Annotated in this window: 24 protein-coding genes; 8 read left to right on the top strand and 16 right to left on the bottom strand. The window is 67.8% G+C overall.

Features of this window, described 5'->3' with window-relative positions; genetic code table 11:
• Positions 1-4 precede the first annotated feature (4 nt).
• On the bottom strand, positions 5-1,438 hold the full coding sequence (locus tag ACFQZZ_RS24700; protein ID WP_378685294.1) for a FadD3 family acyl-CoA ligase: 1,434 nt from the start codon (positions 1,436-1,438) through the stop codon (positions 5-7).
• Positions 1,435-2,616, bottom strand: a complete 1,182-nt coding sequence (locus tag ACFQZZ_RS24695) for an amidohydrolase family protein (protein WP_378685291.1) — start codon at positions 2,614-2,616, stop codon at positions 1,435-1,437. Before ACFQZZ_RS24695 ends, ACFQZZ_RS24700 begins: the two co-directional genes overlap by 4 nt.
• A gap of 154 nt (positions 2,617-2,770) precedes the next feature.
• Between ACFQZZ_RS24695 and ACFQZZ_RS24690 the strand changes: the two genes are divergently transcribed.
• Together ACFQZZ_RS24690 and ACFQZZ_RS24685 are read left to right on the top strand one after the other, a co-directional pair.
• A complete protein-coding gene (locus tag ACFQZZ_RS24690; protein ID WP_378685288.1) occupies positions 2,771-3,487 on the top strand; it encodes an enoyl-CoA hydratase/isomerase family protein in 717 nt (238 codons plus the stop codon).
• Between the two features lie 19 nt (positions 3,488-3,506).
• Positions 3,507-4,400, top strand: a complete 894-nt coding sequence (locus ACFQZZ_RS24685) for an alpha/beta hydrolase family protein (RefSeq protein ID WP_378685285.1) — start codon at positions 3,507-3,509, stop codon at positions 4,398-4,400.
• On the opposite strand, the gene ACFQZZ_RS24680 is transcribed toward ACFQZZ_RS24685, so the two are convergent.
• From ACFQZZ_RS24680 to ACFQZZ_RS24620, 13 genes are all read right to left on the bottom strand, one after another.
• Positions 4,375-4,773 carry a DUF427 domain-containing protein gene (locus tag ACFQZZ_RS24680; RefSeq protein WP_378685283.1) on the bottom strand — a complete coding sequence of 133 codons (399 nt, stop codon included), beginning with the start codon at positions 4,771-4,773 and terminating at the stop codon, positions 4,375-4,377. The genes ACFQZZ_RS24685 and ACFQZZ_RS24680 overlap by 26 nt on opposite strands.
• Before the next feature lie 13 nt (positions 4,774-4,786).
• Entirely contained in the window at positions 4,787-5,638 is an 852-nt protein-coding gene (locus ACFQZZ_RS24675; RefSeq protein ID WP_378685281.1) for an acyl-CoA thioesterase, read from the bottom strand.
• 14 nt (positions 5,639-5,652) lie between these two features.
• The gene (locus ACFQZZ_RS24670) at positions 5,653-6,234 is read right to left on the bottom strand and encodes a carboxymuconolactone decarboxylase family protein (RefSeq protein WP_378685278.1); all 582 of its coding nucleotides are present in this window, start codon (positions 6,232-6,234) and stop codon (positions 5,653-5,655) included.
• A 33-nt stretch (positions 6,235-6,267) separates the two neighbouring features.
• On the bottom strand, positions 6,268-7,011 hold the full coding sequence (locus tag ACFQZZ_RS24665) for an SDR family NAD(P)-dependent oxidoreductase (protein ID WP_378685275.1): 744 nt from the start codon (positions 7,009-7,011) through the stop codon (positions 6,268-6,270).
• A complete protein-coding gene (locus ACFQZZ_RS24660; RefSeq protein WP_378685273.1) occupies positions 7,008-7,841 on the bottom strand; it encodes a TauD/TfdA dioxygenase family protein in 834 nt (277 codons plus the stop codon). Before ACFQZZ_RS24660 ends, ACFQZZ_RS24665 begins: the two co-directional genes overlap by 4 nt.
• Positions 7,838-9,274: an aldehyde dehydrogenase family protein gene (locus ACFQZZ_RS24655; RefSeq protein ID WP_378685271.1), complete on the bottom strand. Its 1,437-nt coding sequence runs from the start codon at positions 9,272-9,274 to the stop codon at positions 7,838-7,840. Before ACFQZZ_RS24655 ends, ACFQZZ_RS24660 begins: the two co-directional genes overlap by 4 nt.
• Positions 9,274-10,980 carry a thiamine pyrophosphate-binding protein gene (locus ACFQZZ_RS24650; RefSeq protein WP_378685268.1) on the bottom strand — a complete coding sequence of 569 codons (1,707 nt, stop codon included), beginning with the start codon at positions 10,978-10,980 and terminating at the stop codon, positions 9,274-9,276. Before ACFQZZ_RS24650 ends, ACFQZZ_RS24655 begins: the two co-directional genes overlap by 1 nt.
• Before the next feature lie 2 nt (positions 10,981-10,982).
• Entirely contained in the window at positions 10,983-11,900 is a 918-nt protein-coding gene (locus tag ACFQZZ_RS24645; protein ID WP_378685265.1) for an SDR family NAD(P)-dependent oxidoreductase, read from the bottom strand.
• On the bottom strand, positions 11,897-13,732 hold the full coding sequence (locus ACFQZZ_RS24640; RefSeq protein ID WP_378685262.1) for a flavin-containing monooxygenase: 1,836 nt from the start codon (positions 13,730-13,732) through the stop codon (positions 11,897-11,899). The genes ACFQZZ_RS24645 and ACFQZZ_RS24640 overlap by 4 nt, the downstream gene beginning before the upstream one ends.
• Before the next feature lie 27 nt (positions 13,733-13,759).
• Complete coding sequence (locus ACFQZZ_RS24635; protein WP_378685259.1) at positions 13,760-15,121, bottom strand: SRPBCC family protein; 1,362 nt, start codon at positions 15,119-15,121, stop codon at positions 13,760-13,762.
• 24 nt (positions 15,122-15,145) lie between these two features.
• Complete coding sequence (locus ACFQZZ_RS24630) at positions 15,146-15,994, bottom strand: SDR family NAD(P)-dependent oxidoreductase (RefSeq protein ID WP_378685257.1); 849 nt, start codon at positions 15,992-15,994, stop codon at positions 15,146-15,148.
• Between the two features lie 7 nt (positions 15,995-16,001).
• Positions 16,002-17,597 (bottom strand): SMP-30/gluconolactonase/LRE family protein, encoded by a 1,596-nt coding sequence (locus ACFQZZ_RS24625; RefSeq protein WP_378685254.1) that lies wholly within the window; start codon positions 17,595-17,597, stop codon positions 16,002-16,004.
• 206 nt (positions 17,598-17,803) lie between these two features.
• Positions 17,804-18,610 carry a FadR/GntR family transcriptional regulator gene (locus ACFQZZ_RS24620; RefSeq protein WP_378685251.1) on the bottom strand — a complete coding sequence of 269 codons (807 nt, stop codon included), beginning with the start codon at positions 18,608-18,610 and terminating at the stop codon, positions 17,804-17,806.
• Between the two features lie 120 nt (positions 18,611-18,730).
• Between ACFQZZ_RS24620 and ACFQZZ_RS24615 the strand changes: the two genes are divergently transcribed.
• From ACFQZZ_RS24615 to ACFQZZ_RS24590, 6 genes are read left to right on the top strand one after another with little or no spacing between them, the layout of a single operon-like run.
• Complete coding sequence (locus ACFQZZ_RS24615) at positions 18,731-19,879, top strand: acyl-CoA dehydrogenase family protein (protein ID WP_378685249.1); 1,149 nt, start codon at positions 18,731-18,733, stop codon at positions 19,877-19,879.
• Positions 19,879-20,874: an acyl-CoA dehydrogenase family protein gene (locus ACFQZZ_RS24610; protein WP_378685246.1), complete on the top strand. Its 996-nt coding sequence runs from the start codon at positions 19,879-19,881 to the stop codon at positions 20,872-20,874. Before ACFQZZ_RS24615 ends, ACFQZZ_RS24610 begins: the two co-directional genes overlap by 1 nt.
• A 4-nt stretch (positions 20,875-20,878) precedes the next feature.
• Positions 20,879-21,661, top strand: a complete 783-nt coding sequence (locus ACFQZZ_RS24605; RefSeq protein ID WP_378685244.1) for an enoyl-CoA hydratase/isomerase family protein — start codon at positions 20,879-20,881, stop codon at positions 21,659-21,661.
• Complete coding sequence (locus ACFQZZ_RS24600) at positions 21,658-22,857, top strand: acyl-CoA dehydrogenase family protein (RefSeq protein WP_378685241.1); 1,200 nt, start codon at positions 21,658-21,660, stop codon at positions 22,855-22,857. Before ACFQZZ_RS24605 ends, ACFQZZ_RS24600 begins: the two co-directional genes overlap by 4 nt.
• On the top strand, positions 22,854-23,990 hold the full coding sequence (locus ACFQZZ_RS24595) for an acyl-CoA dehydrogenase family protein (protein ID WP_378685238.1): 1,137 nt from the start codon (positions 22,854-22,856) through the stop codon (positions 23,988-23,990). Before ACFQZZ_RS24600 ends, ACFQZZ_RS24595 begins: the two co-directional genes overlap by 4 nt.
• Positions 23,987-24,508, top strand: a complete 522-nt coding sequence (locus ACFQZZ_RS24590) for a hypothetical protein (RefSeq protein ID WP_378685234.1) — start codon at positions 23,987-23,989, stop codon at positions 24,506-24,508. The genes ACFQZZ_RS24595 and ACFQZZ_RS24590 overlap by 4 nt, the downstream gene beginning before the upstream one ends.
• A 47-nt stretch (positions 24,509-24,555) precedes the next feature.
• Here ACFQZZ_RS24590 and ACFQZZ_RS24585 read toward each other — a convergent pair whose 3' ends face one another.
• Positions 24,556-25,731 (bottom strand): amidohydrolase family protein, encoded by a 1,176-nt coding sequence (locus ACFQZZ_RS24585; RefSeq protein ID WP_378685231.1) that lies wholly within the window; start codon positions 25,729-25,731, stop codon positions 24,556-24,558.
• Between the last annotated feature and the right edge of the window lie 23 nt (positions 25,732-25,754).

Below are 25,754 nucleotides of genomic sequence, written 5' to 3'. Positions count from 1 at the left end.
TGCGTTAGCGGAGTCGGTCCTTCTGAACTTTTCCGGTGGCGTTGAGCGGCAGTTCATCCATGAACCGCACCGAACGGGGCACCTTGTAGCCCGCCATGTGCGCCTGCGCCCATTCGATCAGCTCCGCTTCGGTGACAGCGCTTCTCGCGACTACGAACGCGGCGCCGACCTGACCGAGCCGCTCATCCGCGACGCCGATGACCGCGGCCTGTGCCACGGCCGGGTGTTGCAGCAGGACGCCCTCGATCTCGGCCGGGTAGGCATTGAAACCGCCGACGATGAACATGTCCTTCTTGCGGCCGATGATCCGGAGTCGGCCGCCGGGATCGAGCTCGCCCAAATCGCCGGTGTGCAGCCAGCCGTCGGCGTCGACGGCCTCGGCGGTGGCCACCGGATCGTCGAGGTAGCCCTGCATGACGGAGTAGCCGCGGACCAGTACTTCGCCATCGTCTGCGATGCGCAGTTCGATTCCCGCGCAGGGTGTTCCGACGGTGGTGGCGATCTGCTTGAAGGTATCGCCCGGGCGGGACGCGGTCGCCGTGCCCGCTTCGGTGAGCCCGTACCCGGTCATGATCGACTGGAACGGCAGTTCGGTGCTGACCCGCCGGATCAACTCCACCGGGATGTCGGCGGCCCCGGTCACCGTGGCGCGCAAGGAGGACAGATCGTACGCGCCCGCGGCCGAGAGCAGCGACGAGAGCAGGGTGGGTGGCCCGGGCAGCATGGTCACCCGCTCGCGCTGCACGAGGTCCAGCACCCGGTCGACGTCGAAGACCGCGACTGGCAGGATGGTCGCGCCGCGGATCAGCGCGGCGACCACACCGGCCTTGTAGCCGAACGTGTGGAAGAACGGATTGACGATCAGGTAGCGATCGCCCTGGCGCAGGTCGGCCAGATCGCACCATTCCGAGTACATCCGGAGCGTCTGGAGGTGGTTCATCATGACGCCCTTGGGTTTTCCGGTCGTACCCGAGGTGTAGACGATGTCGGCGATATCGGTGCCGTCTACCTCGCACGCGAACGGCGCACCTCCAGAGAGGAAATCCGATTTGAGGTCGACCACCGGCACGCCCTCGGGTGCGGTGTGCTCGACACCGAGGAAACCCTGTTGGACCAGAACCATTTTGGCCCCGCTGCGGTGGATGATGTCCGCCGCCTCGGCGGCACGGAACCGGGTGTTGACCGGCACGAGCACGCCGCCAGCGGTCAGCGCGCCGAAGGCGGCGATGATCCATTCGGCCGAGTTCGGCGCCCAGATCGCGACCCGGTCGCCCTTGCCGATCCCCGCCGAGGCGAATGCGCCGGCGGCCCGGCGCACCCGCTCGGCGAGCTCCGTGAAACTCACCCGCAGCTCCCCGTCCACGACCGCTTCGGCAGCGCCGAAGCGGTCGGCCGCGCTCTGCACCAGCTGCGGCAGCGTGGTGATGGGTTCGGTCATACGCCCAGCAGTCGCGCGAGATTGCCGCCCATGATCTTGGCTTGATCCTCGACGGGCAGGTGGGTGAGCATATCGGCGAAGTGGGTGGGTTCGGCCAGTCCCTCCGGATGCGGATAGTCCGAGCCGAACAGCACCTTGTCCACGCCGACCAGGTCGATCAACTCGGTGACGCCCTCCTCGTAGAACGGGCTGACGTGCACGCTCTTCTTGATCGCCGCGACCGGATCCTGCATGCCGAAGCCCTCGGGCGCCTTCTTGTAGACATCGGTGAGCGTCTCGAGCAACGGCTTGAGCCAGGCCGAACCGCTCTCGATGACCGCGAGCTTCAAATCCGGGAAGCGGAACAGCGCGCCGTGGCACACCCAGGAGGCGACGGTGTCCTGCACCGGCCGCCATTCGTTGACCATCCGGAAGGTGTTGGTCTGGAACGGCAGCATCTCGGTCTTGCTGCCCTCCCATTCGGCGTCGAACCGGGAGTAGCCGCTGTCGGAGGAGTGCATCGCGACCAGGATGTCGTGCTCGACGACCCGCTTCCAGAAAGGATCGAACTCCGGTAGCGCGAACGAGCGCGGGCCCTGGAAGCCGGGCACAGGCGCGGGGCGAACCAGGATGGCCTTCGCGCCGTTGGCGACGACCCAGTCCAGTTCCTCGATGGCCTTGTCCAGGATCGGCAGTGAGATCACCGGGGTGGTGAAGATGCGATCCTTGTAGTTGAACTGCCAAGTCTCCAGCAGCCATTCGTTCAGCGCGTGCACCACGGCGTGGATCAGCTCCGGATCGTCGCGCATGCGCTCCTCGACCAGGCTCGCCAGGGTCGGGAACATCAGACTGCGGTCCACCCGCAGCTCGTCCATGAGCGCCAGCCGCGCGGCAGGCTCCCGGAACGCCGGGAGGGCCTTCATGGATTTGCCGAAGATCTCGCGCTTGCTCTTGCCCTCGGGGTTGCCGTTCTTGAAGTAGTCCTCCATCGCGCCGGGCCGCGCCACCACCTCGAAGGTGGGGTTGGGGATGTAGTCGCTGATGTGACCGCGCACGGCGATCTTGGTGCGGCCGTTCACCTGGACGTACTGGATCGCGTTCTTGTACCTGTCGGGCAGGTACTTGGTCAGCGACTCCTCGGTCTCGTAGAGGTGGTTGTCGGCGTCGAACAGCGGGTACGGCAGGGTGTGCGCCGTCATGGAATCCTCCTTCGCGATTTGCGAGAATTGTATTCTCGCGTTGCGAGCGTTGGCAATGCCTGGCCGGAGACAGCTCGCGACGCCGCTCTGAAAAATGTATGGTTAGGCTGTTCTCCGTAGAAGAGAATCAACATTTCAGATTGGAGCGCCGGTCATGGTCGACCTGGAACTGGACGACGGCGTCGCGGTCATCACGATCGACCGTCCACACGCCCGTAATGCCATCGCGCCGGCCACGATGGACGAGCTGGAGAAGGCCATCGCCGCGGCGGCGGGTGCGCGGGCCCTGGTGCTCCGGGGCGCGGGTGACAAGGCCTTCGTGTCGGGCGGAGACCTCAAGGAGCTCAGCGCTTTACGCACCGAGGCCGCCGCCGAGGCGATGGCCTGGCGGATGCGGGGAATCTGCGATCAGCTGGCGGAATTCCCCGCCCCGGTACTCGCGGCCCTGAACGGGCACGCCTTCGGCGGCGGGGCGGAAGTCGCGGTGGCTGCGGATATCCGGGTGGCGGCCGACGACATCAAGATCGGTTTCAATCAGGTTGCGCTGGCGATCATGCCGGCTTGGGGTGGCGCCGAGCGGCTGGCGGCGCTGGTGGGCCGCAGCCAGGCCCTGCTGCTGGCAGGGTCCGGTGTCGCCCTCGACGCCTTCGAGGCGGAGCGGGTCGGTTTGGTGCAAAAAGTCTTGCCCCGTGTGGATTTCGAGGACGGCTGGCGCGCTCTGGCCCGATCGCTGGCCAATCGGCCGGCGGGGGAGATCAAGCGCGTGCTGGAGGGGGTCACGGCGCAGGAGGCGGTGACCGCGTTCGCGCGGCTCTGGGTCCGGGACGCGCATTGGGCGGCCGCGGACCGAGTCATGAAGCGAAGTAGATAGTGCGAGACGAGGGCAAGCCATGACACTCTCAGAATTCGATCTGTTCGAACTGGAGTACGAGCGCCCGGTGCCGGTGGTCGCTGAGGTCGACGGTATCCCGATGACCGGTTTGCTGGCCGAGGCGCACCAGCCGCGCGCGGTACTTCTCGCGCTGCACGGGGGCCAGACCACCTCCGTCTACTTCGACTGCCCCGGCCATCCTCGGCTCTCGCTGCTGCGCACGGCGGCGCGACTCGGATACACCGCGCTCGCACTGGACCGGCCGGGATACGGTGGCAGCGCGGCATATTCGGAGGTGTTCGAGAACCCGCGGCGGCGGATGGAGCTGATGTACGCCGCGCTCGAGGCGGTCCTGGGGTCGCGCCCACGCGGCAAAGGCGTTTTCCTATTGGCGCACTCGGCCGGCTGCGAACTCGCGGTGCACATGGCCAGCGGTGCACACGGTCCGCATCTGCTCGGCATGGAGCTCGGCGGGACGGGCACCGAGCCGAACCTCGCGGCGCCGGCCGGGTCGGGCCGGACGCCGAATGTCCGGCATCTCGTGTGGTATCCAGAGCGGGCCTATCCGCCCGAGCTGGTCGGCGGCGCCGCTATCGGCGCCCCGCGCCCGGCGCACGAGAGCATCGCCGCCCATCTGCGCTCTAAGAACGAATTCCCAGATCTGGCCGCGCGGGTACAGATTCCGCTGCACATCACCGTCGGTCAGCACGAGCAGGTGTGGCGCACCGATGCCGAGGCCCTCGCAGGGTACGCCGGAATGTTCACCGCCGCACCGCGGGTCGAGGTCGAGGTGCAGCGCGACGCCGGACACAATTTGAGCCTGGGCTACACCGCGGCGGCATATCACCTCGAGGTCTTGGCGTTCGCGGAGGAATGCCTGACCAAGGTCAGCGGCCCGCCCAGGGAGCGCTGACCGCCGGCTGCGCTATTCCGACCGCGACCTGGACTCGGTCCTGATAGAAACCGATATGCCCGCGCAGTAGCGCGACTTCCGGATAGGGATCGTGGTACTCCCAGGCCACCGGGTCCGGTCCGGCGCCGGCGCGCCAGTACCGTGCAGTGCCCTTGAAAGGACAGCGCGACGTGTACTCGTCTGGGACGAGCAGATCGAAGTTCACGTCGTCCTCCGGCAAGTAGAACACGATGCCATGATCCTGTTCGGCCACCAGCAGGCTCGCTCTCGATTCCGCGAGTATCGCGCCCGCATGGGTCACCCGGATCAGATTGCGGACGCGCTGGACGGTGACCCGGTAGTCCGGCCACTCCGCGAAACCCGACGGCTGCATCGGTGGTCCCCTTTCAAAGCACGGTGCGGGCCGGCTGCGGGCGATCGAATACGCGGACCATGGCATGCACGGCGTACGAGGCGACCAAGCTGCCCGCCTCGGTATAGACCCGGCCCTCGCTTTGCGCGTGACCGCGCCCGGCGTAGGTAACCCGGGTCGCGTAGAGCAGCCACTGCGTCACGTCGGCCACATCGTGAAACGTGATGGTGGCCATGGTGATTCCCGTGGAGATGGAGTGGTGCGCCATCGACTGACTCAACTCCGCGTGCGGGCGCAGCGCGGCGGCGACCGTCCAGTGCGTGGTGGACTGGGTCAGCAGCGCGGCATGCAGGTACTGGTGTTCGGGTTTGTCCTGAAACCTGGTCCAGACGAACAGTTCCGGCGGTCCGATCCGCGCCGCCTCGTCGGTGTAGGCGTCATCGACCACGCGAATATCGCGGCCCGCGACCACCGTGCCGGGCAGATCGTGCGAGCGCAGCCGATCCGGTGGATCGACGTCGGGGCCCGGTGCCGCCGAGCGGATGAGGTCGGGCGCTTCCGCGTCCAGCAGAACCAGCCCCGCACTGCACAGCGCATCGTGCTGGTGCGCACGGACTTGCGCGGAGCTGAAGGTTCGCCCGCCGCGCAAAACCTCCACTTCCAGCGATATCGGAGCCGTGTGCTCGGCGGCGCGGGAGAAGATCATCGACGCCGAGACCACCCGCTGGTGCGGCACCTGTTTGGCGGCCGCCACCACCGCGCTGCCCAAGAGTTGCCCGGCCTCGACCACATTGCGCTCGGTCGGGCCGTGCGCGGGCGCGAGATATCGGCCCCCGGCCCGGGGCTGCACGTCCAGCAATCGCAGCAGTTCGGCCTGACTCCACACGTCGCTTCCTTCCGTTATCGGTGCGCGGGTAGATGCGGGACGAGGCCGGGCTCGGGCTCGACTTCGAACGCACGCAATGCCATGGCCACCAGCGCGTAGGTGCCCACCGTGAACACGATGTCCATCAGCTGCCGCTCGTCGAACTCCGCCGCCAATGCGTCCCAGGTCGGCTCGGTGACGGTGCCGTCGCTGAGCAGTTCGTCGGCGGCCCGGACCAGAATTCGTTCGATGGGCTGCCAACCGGGAGCCTCGGGGCCGGCCGCCACCCGGGCGATATCCGAGGGCCGATGCCCCGCATCCGCGGCGAGCAGCACATGCTGCGCCCATTCGTAGTCGCTGCCCCGCAGGTGCGCCACCCGCAGAATCAGCAACTCGCGATGCGCGACGGACAGTGAATTGCCCTGGAGCAGATGGCGATTGAACACCAGGAACGGTTTGGCCAGCGCCGGATACCGGGCGAGAGTGCCCAGCAGGTTGGCCCCGCTCTGACGGCCCGGCTTCGGCTTTCCCGCGCGCGCGGAGGCGCGGAACTCCGCGATGAAGGCGGTCATCTCGTCCGACCAGTCCGGCTCGGGCGTGGGTGGAATACGTGGCATCGCCGCTCTTTCGGTAGGGGAGAACCGGACAGCTCAGGTGTTGCGGCCGCCGTTGACGCCGATGATCTGCCCGGTGATGTAGGCCGCTTCGGAGCTCACCAGGAACGCACAGGTGGCGGCGATGTCCTCGGGCCTGCCGACCCGACCGACCGGGGTCTTGGCGACCTGCTGGTCCATGTCGAATACACCTTTGGCCAGGCTGTCTCGCATCATGGGCGTCTCGATGAACCCGGGCGGAATCGTATTGACGGTGATGCCCTGGCGGCCGAATTCGAGGGCCAGCACCTTGGTGAGCCCAACCATGCCGGCCTTCGACGACACATACGCCGCCATCCCGGCCACACCGCTGTGCATGCTGGAGGAGGAGATATTGACGATGCGGCCCCAGCCCTGCGCGATCATGTCCGGCAGCACCGCCTGGCAGCAGTTGAAGGCGCCGGTGAGATTGACCGCCAGCACTCGGTTCCAGGTCTCCGCGGTGAGGTCGAGAAATGGTCCGGTGACGGTGATTCCGGCGCTGTTCACCAGAATGGCGGGCGAGCCCAGGGCCGCGCGCACCTCGGCTACCGCGCTGTCGATGGCGCTGCGATCGGTGACGTCGGCGCCCAGGCCGATGGCTTTGCCGCCCGCCGCGCCGATCTTGGCCGCCGCGTCGCGCGCGGCCGCGCCGTCGACATCGAAGATTGCGACCAGGGCGCCGTCGGCGGCCAGCCGGCTGCTGATCGCCAGGCCGATCCCGGACGCCCCGCCGGTGACAATCGCTGTGCGAGAGGTCATTTGATCGACTCCTCGCCGATGACGGTGGAGCGATGCATGCGGCGTGGCTGCGAGCGGTCGAACTCGCAGGCTCGGTGCACCAGCCCGGTGTTGTCCCACAGCACCAGGTCTCCGACGGACCAGGCGTGGGTCAGGACGCGATCGGGCGTGGTCGCGCGCTGTTCCAGGTCGTCGAGCAGTGCCCGGCTCTCGTCCGGGTCCAGCCCGACGATATGGGACGCGCTGGCCCCGAAGACCAGTGACTTGCGGCCGGATTCGTGGGTCCACACCAGCGGGTGCACCCGATCGGTCCAGCGAGCCCAGTCGACCAGTTGCTCCGGTGTGGGGTCGGGGTAGCTCAGGCGCTGGATCCGCTCCATCCGATGCACGACCCGCAGCCCGGCGAAACGCTTCTTCTCCGCGGCGGACAGTTCGTCGTAGGCGGCGTAGGTGCTGGCAAACGCGGTTTCGCCGCCCTCGTCGGTGATGACGTGCGCACTCAGCACCGACGTCTTGGCCGGAACTTCGTCCATCGCTCCGTCGATATGCCAATAGTCGTTGCTCGGAAAGTATTTGGCGTTGGGATTGTCCGGGTCGAAGCTGATCTCCATCACGTTCGGGTTCGCGTACTTCCCGAACTGCACCAGTTCGCCCAGTTTGCGGGCGAACGCCACCTGCGCCTCGTCGCCGGCGTGCAACCGGCGGAAGAGCACTACGCCGTGCTCTTCGAGCAGCGCCGCGCAGCTCGCGGCGACCTCGTCGTCGTTCAGCAGTCGCTCCACGTCGACATCGAGTACTTCCACGCCGACGCCGGCGCTGAGTTCTCGCGTGGTGAGCGCGGATCTGGTCATGCCTGCGCACTCTCGGGCGCGTACCCCAGAATGCCCTTGGTCTCCAGGTACTCCTCGAAGCCGAATTCGCCCCATTCCCGGCCGTTTCCGCTCTTCTTGTATCCGCCGAACGGGCTGCCGAAATCGAAGCCGTCATTGATCGATACATAGCCCGCCCGAATTCGGCGCGCGACCGCGCGCGCCTGGTCCAGGTCGGCCCCCGCGACATTGGCCGCGAGCCCGTATTCGGTGTCGTTGGCGATAGCCACCGCGTGGTCGATGTCGTCGTAGCCGAGGATGCTGAGCACCGGCCCGAAGATCTCCTCCCTGGCGATGGTCATGTCGTTGCGGACATCGGCGAATACCGTCGGTTTGACGTAGAAGCCGCGCGCCAAGCCCTCCGGCCGGCCCATGCCGCCGGTAACCAGCGTGGCCCCTTCCTCGATACCCCGCTGGATCAGCGATTGAATCCGCTCGAACTGAGATCCGGACACCACGGGGCCGAGCACGGCGTCGCCGGTCGGGTCGCCCACGGTGACCTGTTCGGCCGCCGCGCGCGCCAACTCGACGGCCTCGGCCATCCGGGCGCGGGGAACCAGCATTCGCGTAGTGGCGCTGCATGTTTGGCCGGAATTGAGGGTCACGGCGGCCACGCCCTTGCCGACGTTGGCGGCGAAGTCCGCGTCGTCGAGCACGATGTTCGGGCTCTTGCCGCCCAGCTCCTGGGTCACCCGCTTCACCGTGGGCGCGGCGTTGCGGGCGATCTCGATACCGGCGCGAGTGGATCCGGTGAAGGAGATCATGTCCACGTCCGAATGTGCCGACAGCGGCACTCCCGCGCCGGGCCCATCGCCCTGCAACATGTTGAACACGCCGGCGGGAACGCCTGCGGCATCGAGGATTTCGGCGAAGAGCTGAGCGGTGAACGGGGACCGCTCGGAGGGCTTGAGCACCATCGTGCAGCCGGTGGCCAGCGCCGGGAACACCTTGACCGAGATCAGGCTCAGCGGCCAATTCCACGGCGTGATCAGGCCGCAGACACCGATCGGCTCCTTCACAATCAGGGTCGGGCCGCGCTGCTCGCTGAAGGCGTAGCCCTCGAGCACCTCGATGGCCTGCGCCAGATGCCCGGCCGCCAAGTCCAATTGGAAGCCGTGCGCCAGCGCGGCCGGTGCACCCATCTCCTCGGTGAGCGCCGCGCCCAGTTCCTCGCGGCGCTTCTGATAGGCCTCCCCAATGGCACGCAGGAGGTCGATCCGCTCGGCGACGGTAGTCGCCGACCAGGCGGGAAAGGCCTGCCGGGCCGCGGCCACGGCACGGTCGATGTCGGCGGCCGTGCCCGCGGCGACGATGCCGGCGACCTCCTCGGTGGCCGGGTTGATCACCTCGAAGGTGTCCGGCCCCGCCGGATCCAGCCACTGGCCGCCGATATAGAACTTCCGATATTCGCGCATCACTGCATTCCTTCTGCGTACCAGGTACGGAATTCGTCGTAGCTGGGCATCTCCTCCGAATTCGCCTTCGGATCGACGGCCACATGGATGACGCCGGGTTTGCCGCTGGCGTAGGCGCGTTTGACGGCGGGCGCGATGTCGGCGTCCCGCTCGACGTATTCGCCGTAGCAGCCGAAGCCCTCGGCCACCTTGTCCAGCCGCGTCGCGGTGCACCAATGCACCCCGGTTTCGAGCGAACCCTGGCCGAATGTCCGCTTGTAGACCCCGACCTCCAGACCCCAGGCGTAGTCGACGGCCACGACGCACACCAGCGGCAGGTTCAGGCGCGCCGCTGTCTCGAGTTCCGCGATGTGGAATTGGAAGGACGAATCACCGGTGACGAGCATGACCGGCCGGTTGCCCCCGTCGGCGACGGACGCGCCGACGGCATAGGGGAGCCCGGTGCCGAGATGGCCGAAGTTCTGGTTCCAGATCACGTCGTGCGGTTTGGCCTGGGAGTAGGTCCAGCCGAAGATCGTGGTGGCCCCGCCGTCGCGGACCATGATGCCGTCGGACGGAAATGCCTGGGTCGCTTCGACTATCAGGCGCGCGGGATGCACGGGGGACATGCCGGACGGCGCGGACGCGGCCAACTCCGCGAGCCGCGCCGCGTCCTGCTCGATCCAGCCCGCCAATTCCGCGGTCGGTGTGCGCGGCGCGTCCTTCAGAGCCGCGGTCAGCTGCGGCACGATCGCGCGCAGGTCACCGACCAGCGGCACATCGATGGGACGGTTCACGCCGATGGCGGTGGGGTCCTGCTCGATCATGATCCACTTGCGCGCCGCCTCGCCCGCGACCCAGTGCCGGCCCCGACCGTAGTGCACCGGTTCGCCGAGTTCGGTGCCGATGGCCAGGCACAGGTCCGATTTCACCACCGCGTCCACCGCCGCGGGGGAGAAGCCGTACGGGAAGGTGCGGTCCTCCAGGCCTTCGATATACGAAGTGCCGCCGGAGGTTTGGATGATCGGGCAGGCCATTTCCTCGGCCAATGCGCGGACCGCCTGCCCGGCGCGGGAGGTGTGGATTCCGTGACCGGCCAGCAGGATGGGCTGTTTCGCGGCGCGGATGAGGGCCACCGCTTCGGCCACAACGTCCGAACCGGCGGTCTGACTGATCAGCCGATACCTGTTGGGCGGCAAGACCGGTGGAACGTCGAGCTCCTCCTGGATGACCTGCGAGGGGTACTCGATGTATACCGGCCCGGGTGTTCCCGACAGTGCCCGGCGCAGGCCCTCGCGGATGATCTCATCGGTCTGGTCGGCGTATTCGATGCTCGCGGCATACTTCACCGACGGTTCGAACAATCCCGACTGCTTCACGAATTGGATGCGCCCGCGCCGCACCCGCTGCTCGGTGATCCTGGCGCGCTGCCCGCCCAGGAAGATGACCGGCGAATTCTCAACCTTGGCGCACATCATCGCGCCTGCCAGATTCGCGACGCCCGGGCCGAGCGTGCCGATGCAGACGGCGGCCTTGCCGGTCATGCGGGAGACGGCCTCGGCCATGAATCCGGCGGATTCCTCGTGGTGCGGCGCGACCACATTCCAGCCGCGCTCCTGCGCGAGATGGAACAGGTGCACGAAATTCGGGTCCGGGATGCCGAAGAGGGTGTTGATCCCCTCGGCCTCGAACAGGTCCAGAATGCGTTCGTAGACTTTCACTCCCATAGTCACTGCCCTTCGGTGGCCAAGGCGAAGCTCTTGGTGATGTGGTCGATGTGTGCGGAGGGGACGACCGGCAGAATCCAGTTGCGGCCGTCGGTGTCGCGAATGGCGTCCAGATGCCCGGCGATTTGCTCGATGGTCCAGGAGGGCTGGTATACGCCGGGGGTCTCGGCGATATAGGCGCGGGCCACTCGGCCCGCGATGGCGACCAGCATTTCGCCGGTGACAGAACAGGATTCGTGGGCGAGCCAGCCCACCGCGGGCGCCACCAGTTCCGGCTGCATGGGCGGGTAGTCGGAGGTGTCGATGCCCTCGGCCATGCGGGTCAGCGCGGCGGGCACGATCACATTGGATTTCACGCCCACCGCCGCGCCCTCGAGCGCGATCACGTTGGACAGCCCGATCATCGCGGATTTGGCGACGGCGTAATTGGCGACCTTCTGATTGCCGTAGAGCCCGCCGATGGAGGAGGTGAGCACCACCCGCCCGTACCCGGCCGCGCACATCCGCGGGAAAGCGGCCCGGACGAGATGGAACGCCCCGCGCAGGTGCACGTCGAGTACGGCCTCGAAATCCTCGAAGCTCATTTCCGTCAGCGAGCCGGGGCGGACGTTGCCGGCGTTGTGGATGAGAATGTCGATGCGGCCGTAGGTGTTCAGGGCCGTGTCGATGATCGATTCCCCGCCCGCGGGCGTGGCGACCGAGTCGGTGCTGGCGACCGCCGTCCCGCCGAACCCGCGGATCTCGCGCACCACCTCGGCCGCGACGTCGGCTTCGACCGCGTCCCCGCGCATGGTGCCGCCGGAATCGTTGACGACCACGCGGGCACCGCGCGCGGCAAGCAGTTCGGCGTAGGCGCGCCCCAGGCCGCGTCCCGCTCCGGTGATGACCGCGACGCGATCATCGAATCTGAGTTGGGTCATGCCACGTCCTGGGTTCCGAGGGTCAAGCCGGGCAGGTCCCCGGTCGCGCGCCACGCCTCCAGCAGATCCTCGAAGGCGTAGAAGCCGGGCCAGTAGGGCTCACCGAGGTGCGATCGAATCTGCTGCTCGCCCTCGTTGTTGTAGTAACCGGGCGTGCATTCGCGCTGGAAGTTGGAATTGTCGACCGCCGTTTCGCGGACGGTGGTGCACCACTCGTCGACGGCCTCCGGGGTGGGCTCGACCGTGTTGGCTCCGGATTCGAAAGCACGGGCCAGGATGTAGGCGATGTGACCCGCCTGCTGGTCGAACATATCGGTGGTGCTGGCGGTGACCCCGCCCTGCAAAAAGCCGGTGAAGAAGACGTTCGGGAAGCCGCTCGTGGTGAGCCCGTGCAGGGTCCGATAACCCCGGGCCCAATGGTCGTAGAGCGACAGGCCGTCCCGGCCGGTGAACGGTTTGATGCCGAGGCGACGGTCCAGATCAGTGGTGATCTCGAAGCCGCTGGCGAAGATGATGCAATCCACCTCGTGCTCGACGCCGTGCGCGTGGATACCCCGGGCGGTAATGCGTTCCACGCCTTTGGTTTCGGACACGTCGACGAGGGTGACGTTCTCGCGATTGAAGGTCGGCAGATATTCGTCGCTGAAACACGGCCGCTTGCAGAGGAATCGGTAGTAGGGCTTGAGCGCCGCCGCGGTCTCCGGATCGCGGACCACTTCGTCGACGCGCTGCCGGACTCGCTCCATCGCCCGGTAATCCTCGATCTCGCGCAACTCCATGAACTTCTCGGGCGTCAGCGTCGCCCAGCCGTCGGTAGCGGTCAGACGTGCCGCCAGATTGCGGCTGACCTCGGTCCAGCCGTCGCAGATCAGATCCGGCTGACCGGGTGCGAACGCCTCGAACGCGGCGGTGTGGAAGTTGCGTTTGCGCTCACGGGTCCAGCCCGGCCGCAGGGAGGCGGCCCATTCCGGATCGGTCGGCATATCGCCGCGGTCGTAGATATAGGAGGGTGTGCGCTGGAAGACGTAGAGGTGCTCCGCGGATCGCGCCAGATGCGGAATCACCTGGACGCCACTGGCTCCCGTGCCGATCACGGCGACCCGTTTGCCGGCCAGCTTGTCCAGCCCACCCCGCACGCTGCCACCGGTGTAGGCGTAATCCCAGCGGGCGCTGTGGAAGGTGTGGCCCTGGAATTCGGTGATGCCCGGGATGCCAGGCAGCTTCGGTTTGTTGAACGGACCCTGCGCCATAACCACGAACCGGGCGCGAATATCGTCGTCCCGATTGGTGCCGATCCGCCAGCGGCCGATCGCCTCATCCCATTCCAGCGATTGCACCAGCGTGCTGAAGACGGTGCGCTCGTAGAGATTGAAGTGCTTGCCGATCCGCTGGGCGTGCTCGAAGCATTCGTCGCCCCGAGCGTACTTCTCGGTGGGCATGTACCCGGTTTCCTCGAGCAGCGGCAGATAGCTGTAGCTGTCGGTATCGACCTGGATGCCGGGATATCTGTTCCAATACCAGGCCCCGCCGAAATCGCCGCCCAGTTCGATGATCCGGAAATCGGCGACACCGGCCTGCTCGAGCCGGGCCGCGGCGATCAGGCCCGCCCAGCCTCCGCCCAGGATGGCCACGCCGATCTCGGCGGTGATCGGTGCGCGCGGCACGACCGCCGTGTACGGGTCGGCTTCGTAGAACTCGGTGAAGCCGTCCTCGGTCACCAGGTACTGGCCCTGGCCCTCGGTGCGCAGACGCTTGTCGCGTTCGGCGAGATAGCGGTCCCGCAGAGCCGTCGGATCGATCTCGGGAGTCTGGGTGGGCGCACAGTCGTGCATTCGAACGTCCTTGCTGGGGTGGATGATTCAGGCCAGATCGCGGGGCTCGCCGGTGCCCATGTACGCGGCGAGATTGTGGTGCAGGTTGACGACGCTGCGTTCGCGATAGGGATTGGGTTTCGGGCCGGAGAAGCCGCGGCTCTTCATGCCCTGCTGAACGGCGGCCATATTGTCGAAGTCCTGGGGCAGCACCGAGCGCCAGTTCGGGTCGCCCACCGGGGTGTACTCCCATTCGGTGTGCGGTTCCTCGCCGGGCGGGAAGAGCTCGAAGACGGCGGCCTCGAAGACGCACTTGTCCGGGTCGGTGCCGAAGGGGCGGAACCGGTAGCAGAGCATGTTGTTCAGCGCGTGGCCGATCTGGAAATTGGGGAAGATCTGCCAGGCGGTGCCGGCTGCGGCGACGACGGCCGGATCGACCTTGGGCCACACGACGCCGCGGGCCTCGTCCTCGGAGCGGGCGGTGTCGAGCCAGTACCGCAGCACCTCGGGCGCCGGTGTGCCCTCGGGCAATTCGTCGACCAGGCGGTTGGCGACGTCGACCAGCGTGCGGGTGGTGTTGGTATTGGCGTTTTCCCAGGTGAAGTTCTGCAGGGTGGCCGTCGACACGCGGGCGTCGGGACCGCTGCCCAGGCGCACTTTGGCCTGGTTCTCCTCCATGCCCTTGGGTGCGTCGTACCCGATATTGCTGTGCTTGCCCTGCACCCGCGCCCAGCCCAGGAACTGACCGAAATTCATGAACTCCGGGTGGGTGTAGGGCACGTGGTAGGTTTCCATGAACGCCTCGAACGCGACTTTCCAGTTGCAGTCGAATGTCAGCCACCGCCGCCAGCGGTACCGCATGTTCTCCAGCTCGAAATGCTCTAGCAGGCCGGCCGCCGGTTCCAGGTAGTCGCGCAGCGGTTCGCAGTCCGGATCCATATTGATCCAGACCCAGCCACCCCAGGTATCGACCTGGACCGGGTTCAGGCCGTCGTTGCGTTCGGTCAGCCCGCACGGCCAGTCCGCGCGCTCGGCCGCGAAGGTGTTGCGGCCCTCCAGGTCATAGCGCCAGCCGTGGAAACCGCAGACGAACTGTTTGCGACTGCCACGCGCGTCGTGCGCGCCGGGCGGAACGTCGACGAGCCGGCGGCCGCGATGGGCGCAGACATTGTGGTGGGCGCGGATGGTGTCCGGCGCGGTGCGCACCACAATGATCGAGTCGACCCCGATCTCGTAGGTGAGGAAGTCGCCGGGGCGCGGGATCTCCTCGACTCGGCAGACCTGCTGCCACACCTTGGCCCAGAGCTTGTCGCCCTCGGCCCGGGCGTAGTCGGGGGAGATGTAGGCCTCCACACCGATCGTCATCGGGGTCGACAGCGGATCGGCCGGTCCGGTTTCGGTTTCGGTCATGGCGTCCTCCTGGGAAACCGGGTGTCAGTGCGTGATGGCAGCGCGGAAGCCGTCGTCCTCGAGGAACAGGGAGGTGTGGTCCGCGCCGAGGTGGGTCCACTTGAGATTCAGGCCGCCGTCGACCAGCAAGGTCTGCCCGGTGATGTAGCCGGCCAGCTCGGACAGCAGGAACAGCACCGCGCCCGCCTGCTCTTGCGGCCGCCCGCGCCGGCCCATGGCGATGGCGCGGCGATCCCGGTCCGGGTCCGCGCCGACATAGGCACGCGAGGCCGGGGTTTCGGTGACGCCCGGCGCGACGGCATTGACCCGGATGTCGTGCTGGGCCAGCTCGACCGCCAGCGTGCGGGTCGCGGCGACCAGGGCCGCCTTGGCGGTGCCGTAGGCGATGTGGAAGGGCGCGGTGTTCATCCCGCTGATCGAGGAGAGCGACACGATCGACCCGGGCCGGCCGTGCGAGGTCAGCTCGGCCGCGACGGCCTGGCTCATGAAGAACATGGTTTCCAGGTTCTGGGTGAAAAGTGCGCGCCAGTCCGTGCGCGTGACCCGGGTGGCGGGCATCCAGGTCGCGGGTGCGGCTCCGCCGGCCACATTGACAAGGCCGTACAGCTCGCCCTCGGTCTGACGGGCCTGCGCGAGCACCGTGGCGATTCCCGCGTCGGTGGCCGCGTCCGCCGCCACCGCAATGACCGGAAGTCCTTCGGCGGCAAGCGGTTCGATATGGGTGGCGAGGTTCTCTTGCGACCGGCTGACGGCGATGACCGTCGCCCCGGCTTCGGCGACCAGCCGGGTCACCGCGGTGCCGATACCGCCACCGCCCGCACCGGAGACGATGACGACGCGTCCGGCCAAGCCGGGAAAAGCATTGTGCGCCATGGCTGCCCTACTCGGCGAACCGCAGCGCCAGCACGCTGCCCTCGGCGTCGGCCGAGAGGTAGACGGTGCCGTCCGGCCCCGCGGTGATACCCGCGAACGGACCCATCGGGCCGGAGAACGGGGGAGTGCCGCGTAGCGGTTTGGCGACTATCCCGGGTGGCGCGCCGACCGGAAGCTTCGCGGCCAGGGTCTGGCGCGCCTTGGTCTCCAGATCGACGGCGATCAGCGCCTTCAGGCCCACATCGACGATGAGCAATTGCTTGCCGCGCACCAGAATGCCCTGCGGTGTCTCCAATCCGTCCACCACCGTGTCCACGCCGCCGCCGCTGATCGCGACGATCCGCCCGGCCCCGGATTCGGAGACCAGCACTGTGCCGTCCGGGCCGAAGGCGACACCCATCGGGGCATTCAAGCCGGAGGCCAGTACCGAGACCTCGCCCGAGCGGATCGAGAGCACTCGGCCGGTGCCGAGTTCGGCGGCCACGATCATCCGATCCGCGGTGGCCACGACACCGTAGAGCTGGTCGAAACCCTGGGCCACGACCTTGGTCTGCGCGTCCGGGCCCTGGCGGTAGTAGGAGACCTCACCGGTGGAGGTGGTGCACAGCAGTTCGTCCGGGCCGACGGCGGTGACGCCGCGCACGTAGCCGGGCGTGCCGGGGCTGAAAAGCGAAGCGATCTGGTGCAATTGGCCACTGCGCAGGACGTAGAGGTAGGTGCCGTCCGCCAGATAGAGGGTGCCGTCGGGTCCGACGGTGAGATCCAGCGGCCACATCAGGCCGCCCTCCAGAATCTCCCGAGTCTCGCCGCCGGCACGGATCTCGGTGATCTCGCCGGTGAAGCTCGAGACGAACAGCCGATCGCCGACGAACGTGCAGTTGTCCAGGCCCGGTGCCAGACGCGCCAGCACCTCCCGGTCGCCGGTGCGCGGATCGATGCGCAGCACCTCACCGGTCTGTACCTGGGTGGAGACGATGAATCCCGCGGCGTCGAACTTGACCGAGTCGGGCACGCCGAGATCGCCGGCCACCCGTTCGGGGACACCGCCGTCGGGATCAATGCGCCAGATGTCGTTGGTGCCCATGACCGGGTAGTAGAGGAGGCCGTCCGGCCCGACCTCCATCGCGTTGGGCATCGGCAGGTTGTCCTGGAGCACGCGCGGCGCACTGCCGTCGAGCGGCAACTCCATGAGGCGACCGCCGACGCGGCACTCGTTGACGAACAACCGGCCGCGGTGCACGGTGATGCCGTTCGCGCCGGGCAAATCGTCGCGGATGACGCGGGTCCGACCATCCTTGCCGCGCAAGCTGACTCGCGCGTCCATGTACTCGGTGGCGAGGAGATTGCCGTCGGAATCGAAGGCGATGTCGTCGGGGGCGATGATGTCGCCGCCCTTGGCGCTGATGGTCTCTATATCGCCGGTGCCGACGTCGAGGGCGCTGATCTGGCTGCCCGCCACCTGGGCGACGTAGATGCGATCGTCGGCGCCGGTGCGCAGGCCGTTCGCGCCGAACAGGCGGCTCGGCGGCGTGAGCCGCTCGACGCTTACCCCTGCGGCAAGGGTGATGGATGTGGTGCTGCTGTAGCGCGCGCCCTGACTCAAGGCGGCCTCCCTGAACGGTGAGAACGTCGATGTGCGTGGCGATCTGCGCGACGGCCGGATCGGGCCGTTTCGTGATGCAGGCCACTGGTTTGTGGGGCCACAGTACGACAATCCTCATAAGGATAGCAATACTTGACATTTCGACGCCCGCACACGAAAAAGCCTGGCGCGCGAACGGATTCGCGGGCCAGGCTGGAAGGGCAGATCTAGATCCGCATGCCCCGGCTGGATTGCATGGCCTGGCGCACCACGTCCGCGGAGGCGTTGACGACGCCGTTGTCGAAGCGGTCCAGGACCAAGGTCTGGGTGGCGGCCAGATGGCTGCGGTAGTAGCGCTCGGCCCCGGCGTCGTCACCGGCCGCGATCGCCTCGGTGATCCGCTTATGGGTCTGCACGGCCTCGGCGGAATCGGCGGGGGAAGGGTATTCGCCGCGCTTGGTGAGCACTTCGGCCCACGCCTCTTCCTGGGCCGACCAGAGTGCGACCAGGCTGCTCACCACGTAGCGCATCGTGGCGTTCGGGATAAACGACACGACGAGGTCGTGGAATTCGCGTGCGGTGTGGGTGAATTCGATGCCCTCGCCGATCAAGGCCTCGCAGGCCGCGATATTGGCTCGCAGGGCCGGGACCACGACCTCGGCTCGGTCAACGCGCCGGGCGCACTCCGCGGCGCCCATGGGCTCCAGGGTGCGCAGGCCGGAGGCCAGGTCGCCCAGGGTGACCCGTGCGCCCTGGAGCGCGAGCCCCAGGTGGTAGGCCGCCGAGGATTCGTTCGGCCGGTGCACCTCGGCGCCGCCGACATTGCCGCGCCGGACGGTCACCAAGCCCTCGGTCTCCAGGATGCGCAGGGCCTCTCGGATGGAGGGATAGCTGACGCCGAAATCCTGGACCAGCTGGTCCTGGGTGGGCAGGCGGTAGTCGTCCTCGCCGGTCAGGATGCGGGTACGCAGCTCCGCGGCAACGGTTTCCGCGATGCGGCGTTGCGGGATCCGGCCACGCCGGGGGTTGGTCACGCAGACCCCTTTCCTTCATCCTCGCGAACTGCCGCTGTTGTCGACCTCGCGAGTTTACCCACAGCGCGCTGACCATTCAAACATTGCTATCCTTATGAGGATTGAAGTACTGTCCGCCGCATGGACTTCGAGATGGGCGAAGCCGCGGCGCGCCTGCGCGGCGAACTGCGCAGCCTCGTGGCGGCGGAAGTGCCCGCGGACTTTCTCGGCGCCTTCACCGACGATCCGGCGGATCTGGCTGTGGCGCAGCGCTTTTGCGGCGTCCTCGCCGATCGGGGACTGCTGTGCGCGGCTTGGCCGGAGGAGTTCGGCGGCCGCGGCGCGTCGGTGTGGGAACAAACCGTGGTGCGCGAGGAGATGTGGGCGCGGCACGAACCCCGCGGTGCGCAATACATGGGCGTGAACTGGGTGGGTCCGGCTCTGATGCGGCACGGCAGTGCCGAACAGCAGCACAAACACCTGCCGTCCATCGCGCGCGGCGAGGTGATCTGGTGCCAGGGCTTCAGCGAGCCGGACTCCGGCTCCGATCTGGCCTCGCTGCGCACCGCCGCGCGCCCGGACGAGGACGGCTGGTCGATCTCCGGGCAGAAGATCTGGACGTCCTACGCGCAGATGGCGCAGTGGTGCTTCCTGCTCGCCCGCACCTCGAAGGCGGAGCGAAAGCAGCAGGGCCTCACCGTTTTCCTGGTCCCGATGTCGAGTCCCGGAATCGAGGTCCGGCCGATTCGCTCGATGCTGGGGCCGCACCACCTCAACGAGGTATTCCTCGACGGGGTGCGGGCGACCGAGGCCGACGTGCTGGGCCGCGTCGGGGACGGCTGGCAGGTGGTGCGCGAGGTACTGGCCTTCGAACGGGTCGGGATAGCGCGCTACGCCCGCTGTGAACGACTGCTGCACGCCGCCCCCGAGGTGCTCGGTGAGCGGCGCTGGCCGGAACTGGTGCCGCAGTTGCATGGCCGGTGGGCGCGGATGCTCACCCACTGCCGGCGCGCCAGGCTGCTCGCCTACCAGGTCCTGGCCTTACAGAGTGCGGGCCGGATCGCGCCGGGCGACACCGCCGCCTACCGCATCGCGGTCACCCGGCTCGATCAGGACAGCGCGGCCGTACTCGCCGAGATCGCGGCCGCCGCACCGGACGACGAAACCGGACGCCGCTACCAGCGCGCAGTAGCCGACCACTGGCGCTACGCCCAGGCTTCGACGGTGGCGTCGGGCAGCATCGAAATGCAGCAAATCTTGCTGGCGCGCAAGCTATTGGAGGCCGTCTGATGGACGTGCAACTTTCCGCCGAGGCCCTGGAATTCGGTGCGCAGGCGCGCCGCGCCTTCGAACTCGCGGGCGGCGATGCCCTGCTCCAGCAGGCCGAAGCGCACCCGCACCTGCGGCGAGAGCTGGTCGAGCCGATTCTGGAGAGCCTCGGCGCCTGGGATCTTTCGCCGCGCCGGGACGCACACGAGCTGGAAGCGGCCGCCGCGCTCTGCCGTAGTGCCGGCTACTGGGCCCTCCCGTACCCGGTGGCCGAGCGCCTGGCCCGCTCGGACCGCCTCGATCCGGATGGCCACGCCCCCGACGGCCTGGTGGTGATCTCCCCGCGAAACCCGCACGGACCACTGGCCGGACTAGGTTTCCACTGGGCCGCGGTGACACCGGACGGTACACCCGGCAACGTCACTGTGACGCAAACGGATTCGCCGCCCCGTCAGTCAGCGTTCAGCACGCCACTGGAATGGCGGCCAGTCGTCCAGACGGCCGGCACAGCAGCAGACGGATGTGACGGACTGCTGGATCTGGCCCTCGGGCTGGTGCTGCCGTGCTGGACATTGCTCGGAATGCTCGATCGCGCGCTGGATCTGACGCGAGCCCATGTGCTGGTGCGGGAGCAGTTCGGGCGGCCGTTGGCGGAATTTCAGGGGGTGCAGTTCCAGCTGACGGAGGCGGAGGTCGAGCGGCGCGGGGTGGACATGCTGGCGCGCTATGCGCTGTGGGGGATCGCCTCCGGTCGCCCAGAGGCGGTAGAGGACGCGCTGGCGTTACGGCTGGCGGCCCTCGAGGCAGCCGAGATCGTGTTCCGGGTGGCACATCAGTTGCACGGGGCGCTCGGATTCTGCGACGAGTCGCCGCTGTCGTGGCTGTCGCGGTACAGCCTGCCGCTGCGCCGGCTGCCGCTCGGCGCCGCCGCCACGGAGGAATTGCTGACGCGCCGGGTCGGTCGCCGGGGCTTGACCGGGCTGTTCTCGGGACCGGAAAACGCGAAGGGGGCGTGAGGGTATGGGATACGAACTGCCGGACGCAGTACGAATCGAGGTCGCGGGACCGATTCGAGTGGTCGTGCTGGATCGTCCCGGCGAGCTGAATGCAGTCGACGCGCAGATGCATTGGGCGCTGGCCAACCTCTGGCGACAGCTGGCAGCGGACCAGGCGGCTCGGGTGGTCATCCTGACCGGGGCCGGGCGCACGTTCAGCGCGGGCGGTGATCTGGAGTGGATCACCTCGTTTCTGGACGATCCGGCGGCACGCGACGAAAGCGTCCGGGAGGGTGCGCAGATCATCGAGGAGATGCTGCGGTTCCCGCTGCCGGTGATCGCCGCGATCAACGGCGCGGCCGTGGGATTGGGTGCGAGTCTCGCCATCCTGAGCGACATCGCGTTGATCTCCGAGCGGGCGTATCTGGCCGATCCGCACGTCGCGGTGGGGCTGGTCGCCGGTGACGGCGGGGCTGCCTTCTGGCCGCTGCTCACTCCGATCCTGCGCTCCCGGGAGTACCTGTTCACCGGTGATCGCATCGACGCGCCGACCGCCGTCGAACTCGGATTGGCCAGCCGGGTCGTGCCGCCGGAGGAGCTGCTGCCCGCCGCACACCGGCTGGCCGAACGCCTGGCAGCCCAACCCCCGGACGCGCTGCGCAGCACCAAAAGGATCGTCAATATGCATCTTTCGCAAGCGCTGGCCGGCCCGCTGCAGGCGGGATTCGCCGCGGAGGTGGTCACCATGCAGTCGGCCGAACATCGCCGGCGGTTGCTGGCGCTGCGGCAGCGGGCGGCCACGCGATGACGACGGCAGAGCTGACCGAATTCCGGGCCGAGGTGCGGGATTGGTGTCGTGCGCACCTGCCGCAGGACTGGCGGGCCACCCAGACCGGAGCCACCGAGGTCGAATTCGTGGCTTTCCAGCAGGATTGGTTCCAGGCGCTGCGGCGCGCGGGATACGCGGTGCCGCACTGGCCGGGCGAGTGGGGCGGTGGTACGCCGATTCCACACCAGGTCGTGCTGTACCAGGAGCTGGCTGCCCACGACGCGCCGCGACTGGTCCTGGCGTTCGTGGCGATCCACCACGCGGCCGCGACCCTGCTCGCCGCGGGCACCGAAGCCCAGCGTGCGCGTCACCTACCGGCGATCCTCGACGGCGAGATCTGGGTCCAGGGTTTCTCCGAACCCGGGGCCGGATCGGACCTGGCTGCCTTGACCACAGCGGCGCGACGCGAGGGCAACGACTACGTGGTGACCGGGCAGAAGGTGTGGGCCAGTGGCGCGCAATACGCCGACTGGTGTCTGCTGCTGGCCCGGACCGACCCGGACGCGCCCAAACGCCAGGGCATTTCGTACTTCCTGCTGGATATGCGCTCGCCCGGTATCGATGTGCGTCCCATTCGGCAGGCCACCGGCGAAGCGCACTTCTGCGAAATCTTCCTCGACGAGGTGCGAATTCCCGTCGCGAACCTGATCGGTGCAGAGCATGCAGGTTGGCAGGTGGCGCAACGCACCCTGGGCGCCGAACGCGGCCTGACCATGCTGGAACTGGCCGAGCGCCTGGGCAATGCCGGATTCCGATGGCTGCTGGAATCGTGCGCGCATCTCGATCCGGAGGGCAGGCGGCCGATCGACGATCCGGTGGTGCTGGACCGGCTGGCCACCTTCGAAACCGAGATCACCGGCTTGCGCGCACTGTGCCGTGAACTGGTGGAACGCCACGACTGCGGGACCGCCGGCCCGGCCGACGCCTCAATCGTGAAGCTGTACTACAGCGAATTGCTCCAGCGACTTACCGATTTCGGCGCCGAACTCGGGGGCGTGGCGGCGCACGGCGTGCTGCGCAAACCGAGGTCGGGCGGCTGGGAATCCGGGGCCTGGGTGCTGGATTTCATCGGATCCTGGGAATGGACCATCCCCGGCGGCGCCAGCGAGATACAGCGCACCATCATCGGCGAACGCGGCCTCGGGCTGCCCCAGGAGCCGGTGGCAGGGCGATGATCGAAACAGCGCCCCCCGGTACCGAATTCGCCGCACTGCATGCGGAGTTGCGCGAGGTGACACGCGATGTTTTGGCGCGCATGAGCCCCGAAACGCCCGTCGGACCGGCGGTGGCAGCCCAGCAGGGCTGGCTCGGACTGGAGGTGCCGGAGGAATTCGACGGTGCCGGAGCCACCTTCGCCGAGACCGCCGTCGTCGCGCGGGAATGGGGACGTGCCGTGGCGGTGGGTGCGTATCCGAGCGCGGTCCTCGCCGTGGGCACCTGCTTGTTGCTCACGCCCGCGCCTGGCCGAGATCAGTTGCTCCGCGCCATCGCAGTGGGCGAGTCGACGGTGGCGGTAGCGTTCACCGGCGATGCTGACGCGTGCCGGTCCGTGGGCGCGCCGTTTCGGTTGCGGCACTCCGGCAGCCGCCGAGTCCTGTCGGGCAGTGCGGAATTCGTGCTCGACGCGCCGCTGGCGGATCATCTGCTGTTGTTCGCGACCGACGAGGACGGTCTCCCGGCCGTGGTTTCGCTCGCCGCGCGGACCGCCGGGACAGTCCACACCGCACAACCGCTGCTGGACCGGACCCGGACCTTCGGTGCCGTCGTGGCCGACGAGCTCACTGTCGCACCGGCTTCGATCCACCGCCTCGCCGGTGCCCCGGCCGTCGCGGTGCAACGGCTCCACGACCGAGCCGCCGTCCTCATCGCCTGCGACAGCCTCGGTCTGAGCGAAGGCATACTTGCCGCGACCGTCGCCTACGCGGGCACACGCACCCAATTCGGCCGTCCCATCGGCTCCTTCCAAGCGGTGAAGCACGCCTGCGCCGACATGCTCGTGCGCTTGACGGTATCCCGGCACCTGGTCGACGCGGCGGTGCGCCGAGTAGCGGCAAACCACCCCGAAGCCGGGATCGCCGTCGCTATGGCCAAGTCCCACGCCTGCGCCGCCGCGGTCGATATCGCCGGGAAGGCGATGCAATTGCACGGCGGCTACGGCTACACCTGGGACAGCGGCATCCACCGCTACCTCGAGCGCGCCACCCTGAACCGTGCCCTCTATGGCACCCCGGCTGCCCACCGTCGCCGCGTCTCCGGGCGCTACGACCCGGCGATCCGGACGAGCACCGGCAAAGGTTTTCAGCGATGACAGCGCACCTGAACCGGCAGCGCCGGTATCGGATGGCGGTCTTCGCACCCAGTGCTCTCGATGCGGTCCGCTCCGCCGGGGGCTGGGTCTGCGACCGCGCCATGGCCGGATGGGATATCACCATCGTCACCGCGCCGACCGATCCCCGGCCCTTGCGCATCCTCGGCGTCCACCTCCTGGATCCAGAGTTGAGCCCGTCGGCCGCGGTGCGCGAACTCGCGCCCCAAGCTATCGCGGTAGCCGGCGACCTGTATCGATCCGACGAACAGGTCCGTGATTGCGTGCTCGGGCAGCTCTCGCGCGCACCGATGGAGATCACCGTCTGGGGCGAGTTGTGGCCGTCCGAGCTCGGACCGCGCATCCGCCCGATGGAGCACCGATTGAGTTATGCCGCACGAGCGTTCAAAGCGCGAGCCTGGGCCGCCGTAGCACTGCCGGACGCACCGATCGCGCCGGTCGAGTCGTTCTACAGCGGCGAGCCGGACCGGCGACTGCGCGGCGTCACCACGCAGCGCTAATGACAACGGCGGCCGACCGGATATCCCGGTCGGCCGCCGTCCGGTACTCAGACGTTCAGCAACCGGGCGAGGTTTCCGCCCATGATCAGCTTCTGGTCCGCGAGCGGGAGATCCTTGATCTCGTCCACGTAGCGGGCGGGCTCGGCCAAGCCCTCCGGATGCGGGTAGTCGGAACCGAACAGCACGTGATCGGCGCCGATGACCCGGGACAACTCCACCAGGTCCTCCTCCCAGAACGGGCTGACGTGGATCTTCTTGATCGCCTCGACGGGATCGCTCGGAAAGCCCTGCGGGGCCTTCTTGTAGACCGTGGCGAGGCTTTCGAGCAGACCGGGCAGCCACGCGGCGCCGTTCTCGATGACGGCGATCTTGAGCTCCGGGAAGCGGAACAGCGCGCCGTGGCAGACCCAGGAGGCCATGGCGTCGCGGATCGGCTGCCATTCGTTGATCATCTTGAAGGTATTGATCTGGAACGGCAGCATCTCGCGCGAGCCGCCGTCCCATTCCGACGCGTGCCGGGCGTAGCCACTGTCGGAGGAGTGCATCGTGACCAGTACGTCGAGTTCGACCACGCGCTTCCAGAACGGGTCGAATTCCGGCACTGCGAACGAGCGGGGACCATACAGTCCGGGCACCGGGGCCGGTCGGACCAGAATGGCCCGGGCGCCGCGCTCCACCACCCATTCCAGCTCCTCGATCGCCTTGTCCAGGATCGGCAGGCTGATCACCGGCACCGTGAAGATGCGATCGGCGTAGTTGAAGGACCAGGTGTCGTGCAGCCACTGGTTCAGCGAGTGCACGACCGCGTGGATGAGCTCCGGATCATCCTTCATGCGTTCCTCGATGAGGCTCGCCAGGGTTGGGAACATCAAGGCCCGCTCGATCTGCAGCTCGTCCATGAGTTCCAGGCGCGGGCCGGGTTCGCGGAAAGCCGGCGAGGACGGGATCGGCTTGCCGAAGATGTCGCGCATGCTCTTGCCGTCGGGGTTGCCGTGTTTGAAGTAGTCCTCCATCGCACCCGGCCGGGCGACCACGTCGAAGGTGGGGTTCGGGATGTAATTGCTGATCTGGCCCCGGATCGCGATCTTGGTCCGGCCGTCGACCTCGACGTATTTGATCGCGTCGCGATACCGGTCCGGCAGGAACTTGGTCAGCGCGTCCCGGGTCTCGTAGAGGTGGTTGTCGGCGTCGAACAGCGGGTACGGCAGGTCGCGCTTGGTCATGGTGATCTCCTTGTCGATACTTC

It is taken from the genome of Nocardia sp. GCM10030253, assembly GCF_042675075.1.
Lineage (GTDB): Bacteria > Actinomycetota > Actinomycetes > Mycobacteriales > Mycobacteriaceae > Nocardia.
This window is presented reverse-complemented; position numbering and strand designations above follow the sequence as displayed.

Bases quoted from the DNA above. Each gene is read 5' to 3' on its own strand.
- ACFQZZ_RS24700 (WP_378685294.1), bottom strand. From the start codon at position 1,438: ATGACCGAACCCATCACCACGCTGCCGCAGCTGGTGCAGAGCGCGGCC.
- ACFQZZ_RS24695 (WP_378685291.1), bottom strand. From the start codon at position 2,616: ATGACGGCGCACACCCTGCCGTACCCGCTGTTCGACGCCGACAACCAC.
- ACFQZZ_RS24690 (WP_378685288.1), top strand. From the start codon at position 2,771: ATGGTCGACCTGGAACTGGACGACGGCGTCGCGGTCATCACGATCGAC.
- ACFQZZ_RS24685 (WP_378685285.1), top strand. From the start codon at position 3,507: ATGACACTCTCAGAATTCGATCTGTTCGAACTGGAGTACGAGCGCCCG.
- ACFQZZ_RS24680 (WP_378685283.1), bottom strand. From the start codon at position 4,773: ATGCAGCCGTCGGGTTTCGCGGAGTGGCCGGACTACCGGGTCACCGTC.
- ACFQZZ_RS24670 (WP_378685278.1), bottom strand. From the start codon at position 6,234: ATGCCACGTATTCCACCCACGCCCGAGCCGGACTGGTCGGACGAGATG.
- ACFQZZ_RS24665 (WP_378685275.1), bottom strand. From the start codon at position 7,011: ATGACCTCTCGCACAGCGATTGTCACCGGCGGGGCGTCCGGGATCGGC.
- ACFQZZ_RS24660 (WP_378685273.1), bottom strand. From the start codon at position 7,841: ATGACCAGATCCGCGCTCACCACGCGAGAACTCAGCGCCGGCGTCGGC.
- ACFQZZ_RS24655 (WP_378685271.1), bottom strand. From the start codon at position 9,274: ATGCGCGAATATCGGAAGTTCTATATCGGCGGCCAGTGGCTGGATCCG.
- ACFQZZ_RS24650 (WP_378685268.1), bottom strand. From the start codon at position 10,980: ATGGGAGTGAAAGTCTACGAACGCATTCTGGACCTGTTCGAGGCCGAG.
- ACFQZZ_RS24645 (WP_378685265.1), bottom strand. From the start codon at position 11,900: ATGACCCAACTCAGATTCGATGATCGCGTCGCGGTCATCACCGGAGCG.
- ACFQZZ_RS24640 (WP_378685262.1), bottom strand. From the start codon at position 13,732: ATGCACGACTGTGCGCCCACCCAGACTCCCGAGATCGATCCGACGGCT.
- ACFQZZ_RS24635 (WP_378685259.1), bottom strand. From the start codon at position 15,121: ATGACCGAAACCGAAACCGGACCGGCCGATCCGCTGTCGACCCCGATG.
- ACFQZZ_RS24630 (WP_378685257.1), bottom strand. From the start codon at position 15,994: ATGGCGCACAATGCTTTTCCCGGCTTGGCCGGACGCGTCGTCATCGTC.
- ACFQZZ_RS24615 (WP_378685249.1), top strand. From the start codon at position 18,731: ATGGACTTCGAGATGGGCGAAGCCGCGGCGCGCCTGCGCGGCGAACTG.
- ACFQZZ_RS24610 (WP_378685246.1), top strand. From the start codon at position 19,879: ATGGACGTGCAACTTTCCGCCGAGGCCCTGGAATTCGGTGCGCAGGCG.
- ACFQZZ_RS24605 (WP_378685244.1), top strand. From the start codon at position 20,879: ATGGGATACGAACTGCCGGACGCAGTACGAATCGAGGTCGCGGGACCG.
- ACFQZZ_RS24600 (WP_378685241.1), top strand. From the start codon at position 21,658: ATGACGACGGCAGAGCTGACCGAATTCCGGGCCGAGGTGCGGGATTGG.
- ACFQZZ_RS24595 (WP_378685238.1), top strand. From the start codon at position 22,854: ATGATCGAAACAGCGCCCCCCGGTACCGAATTCGCCGCACTGCATGCG.
- ACFQZZ_RS24590 (WP_378685234.1), top strand. From the start codon at position 23,987: ATGACAGCGCACCTGAACCGGCAGCGCCGGTATCGGATGGCGGTCTTC.
- ACFQZZ_RS24585 (WP_378685231.1), bottom strand. From the start codon at position 25,731: ATGACCAAGCGCGACCTGCCGTACCCGCTGTTCGACGCCGACAACCAC.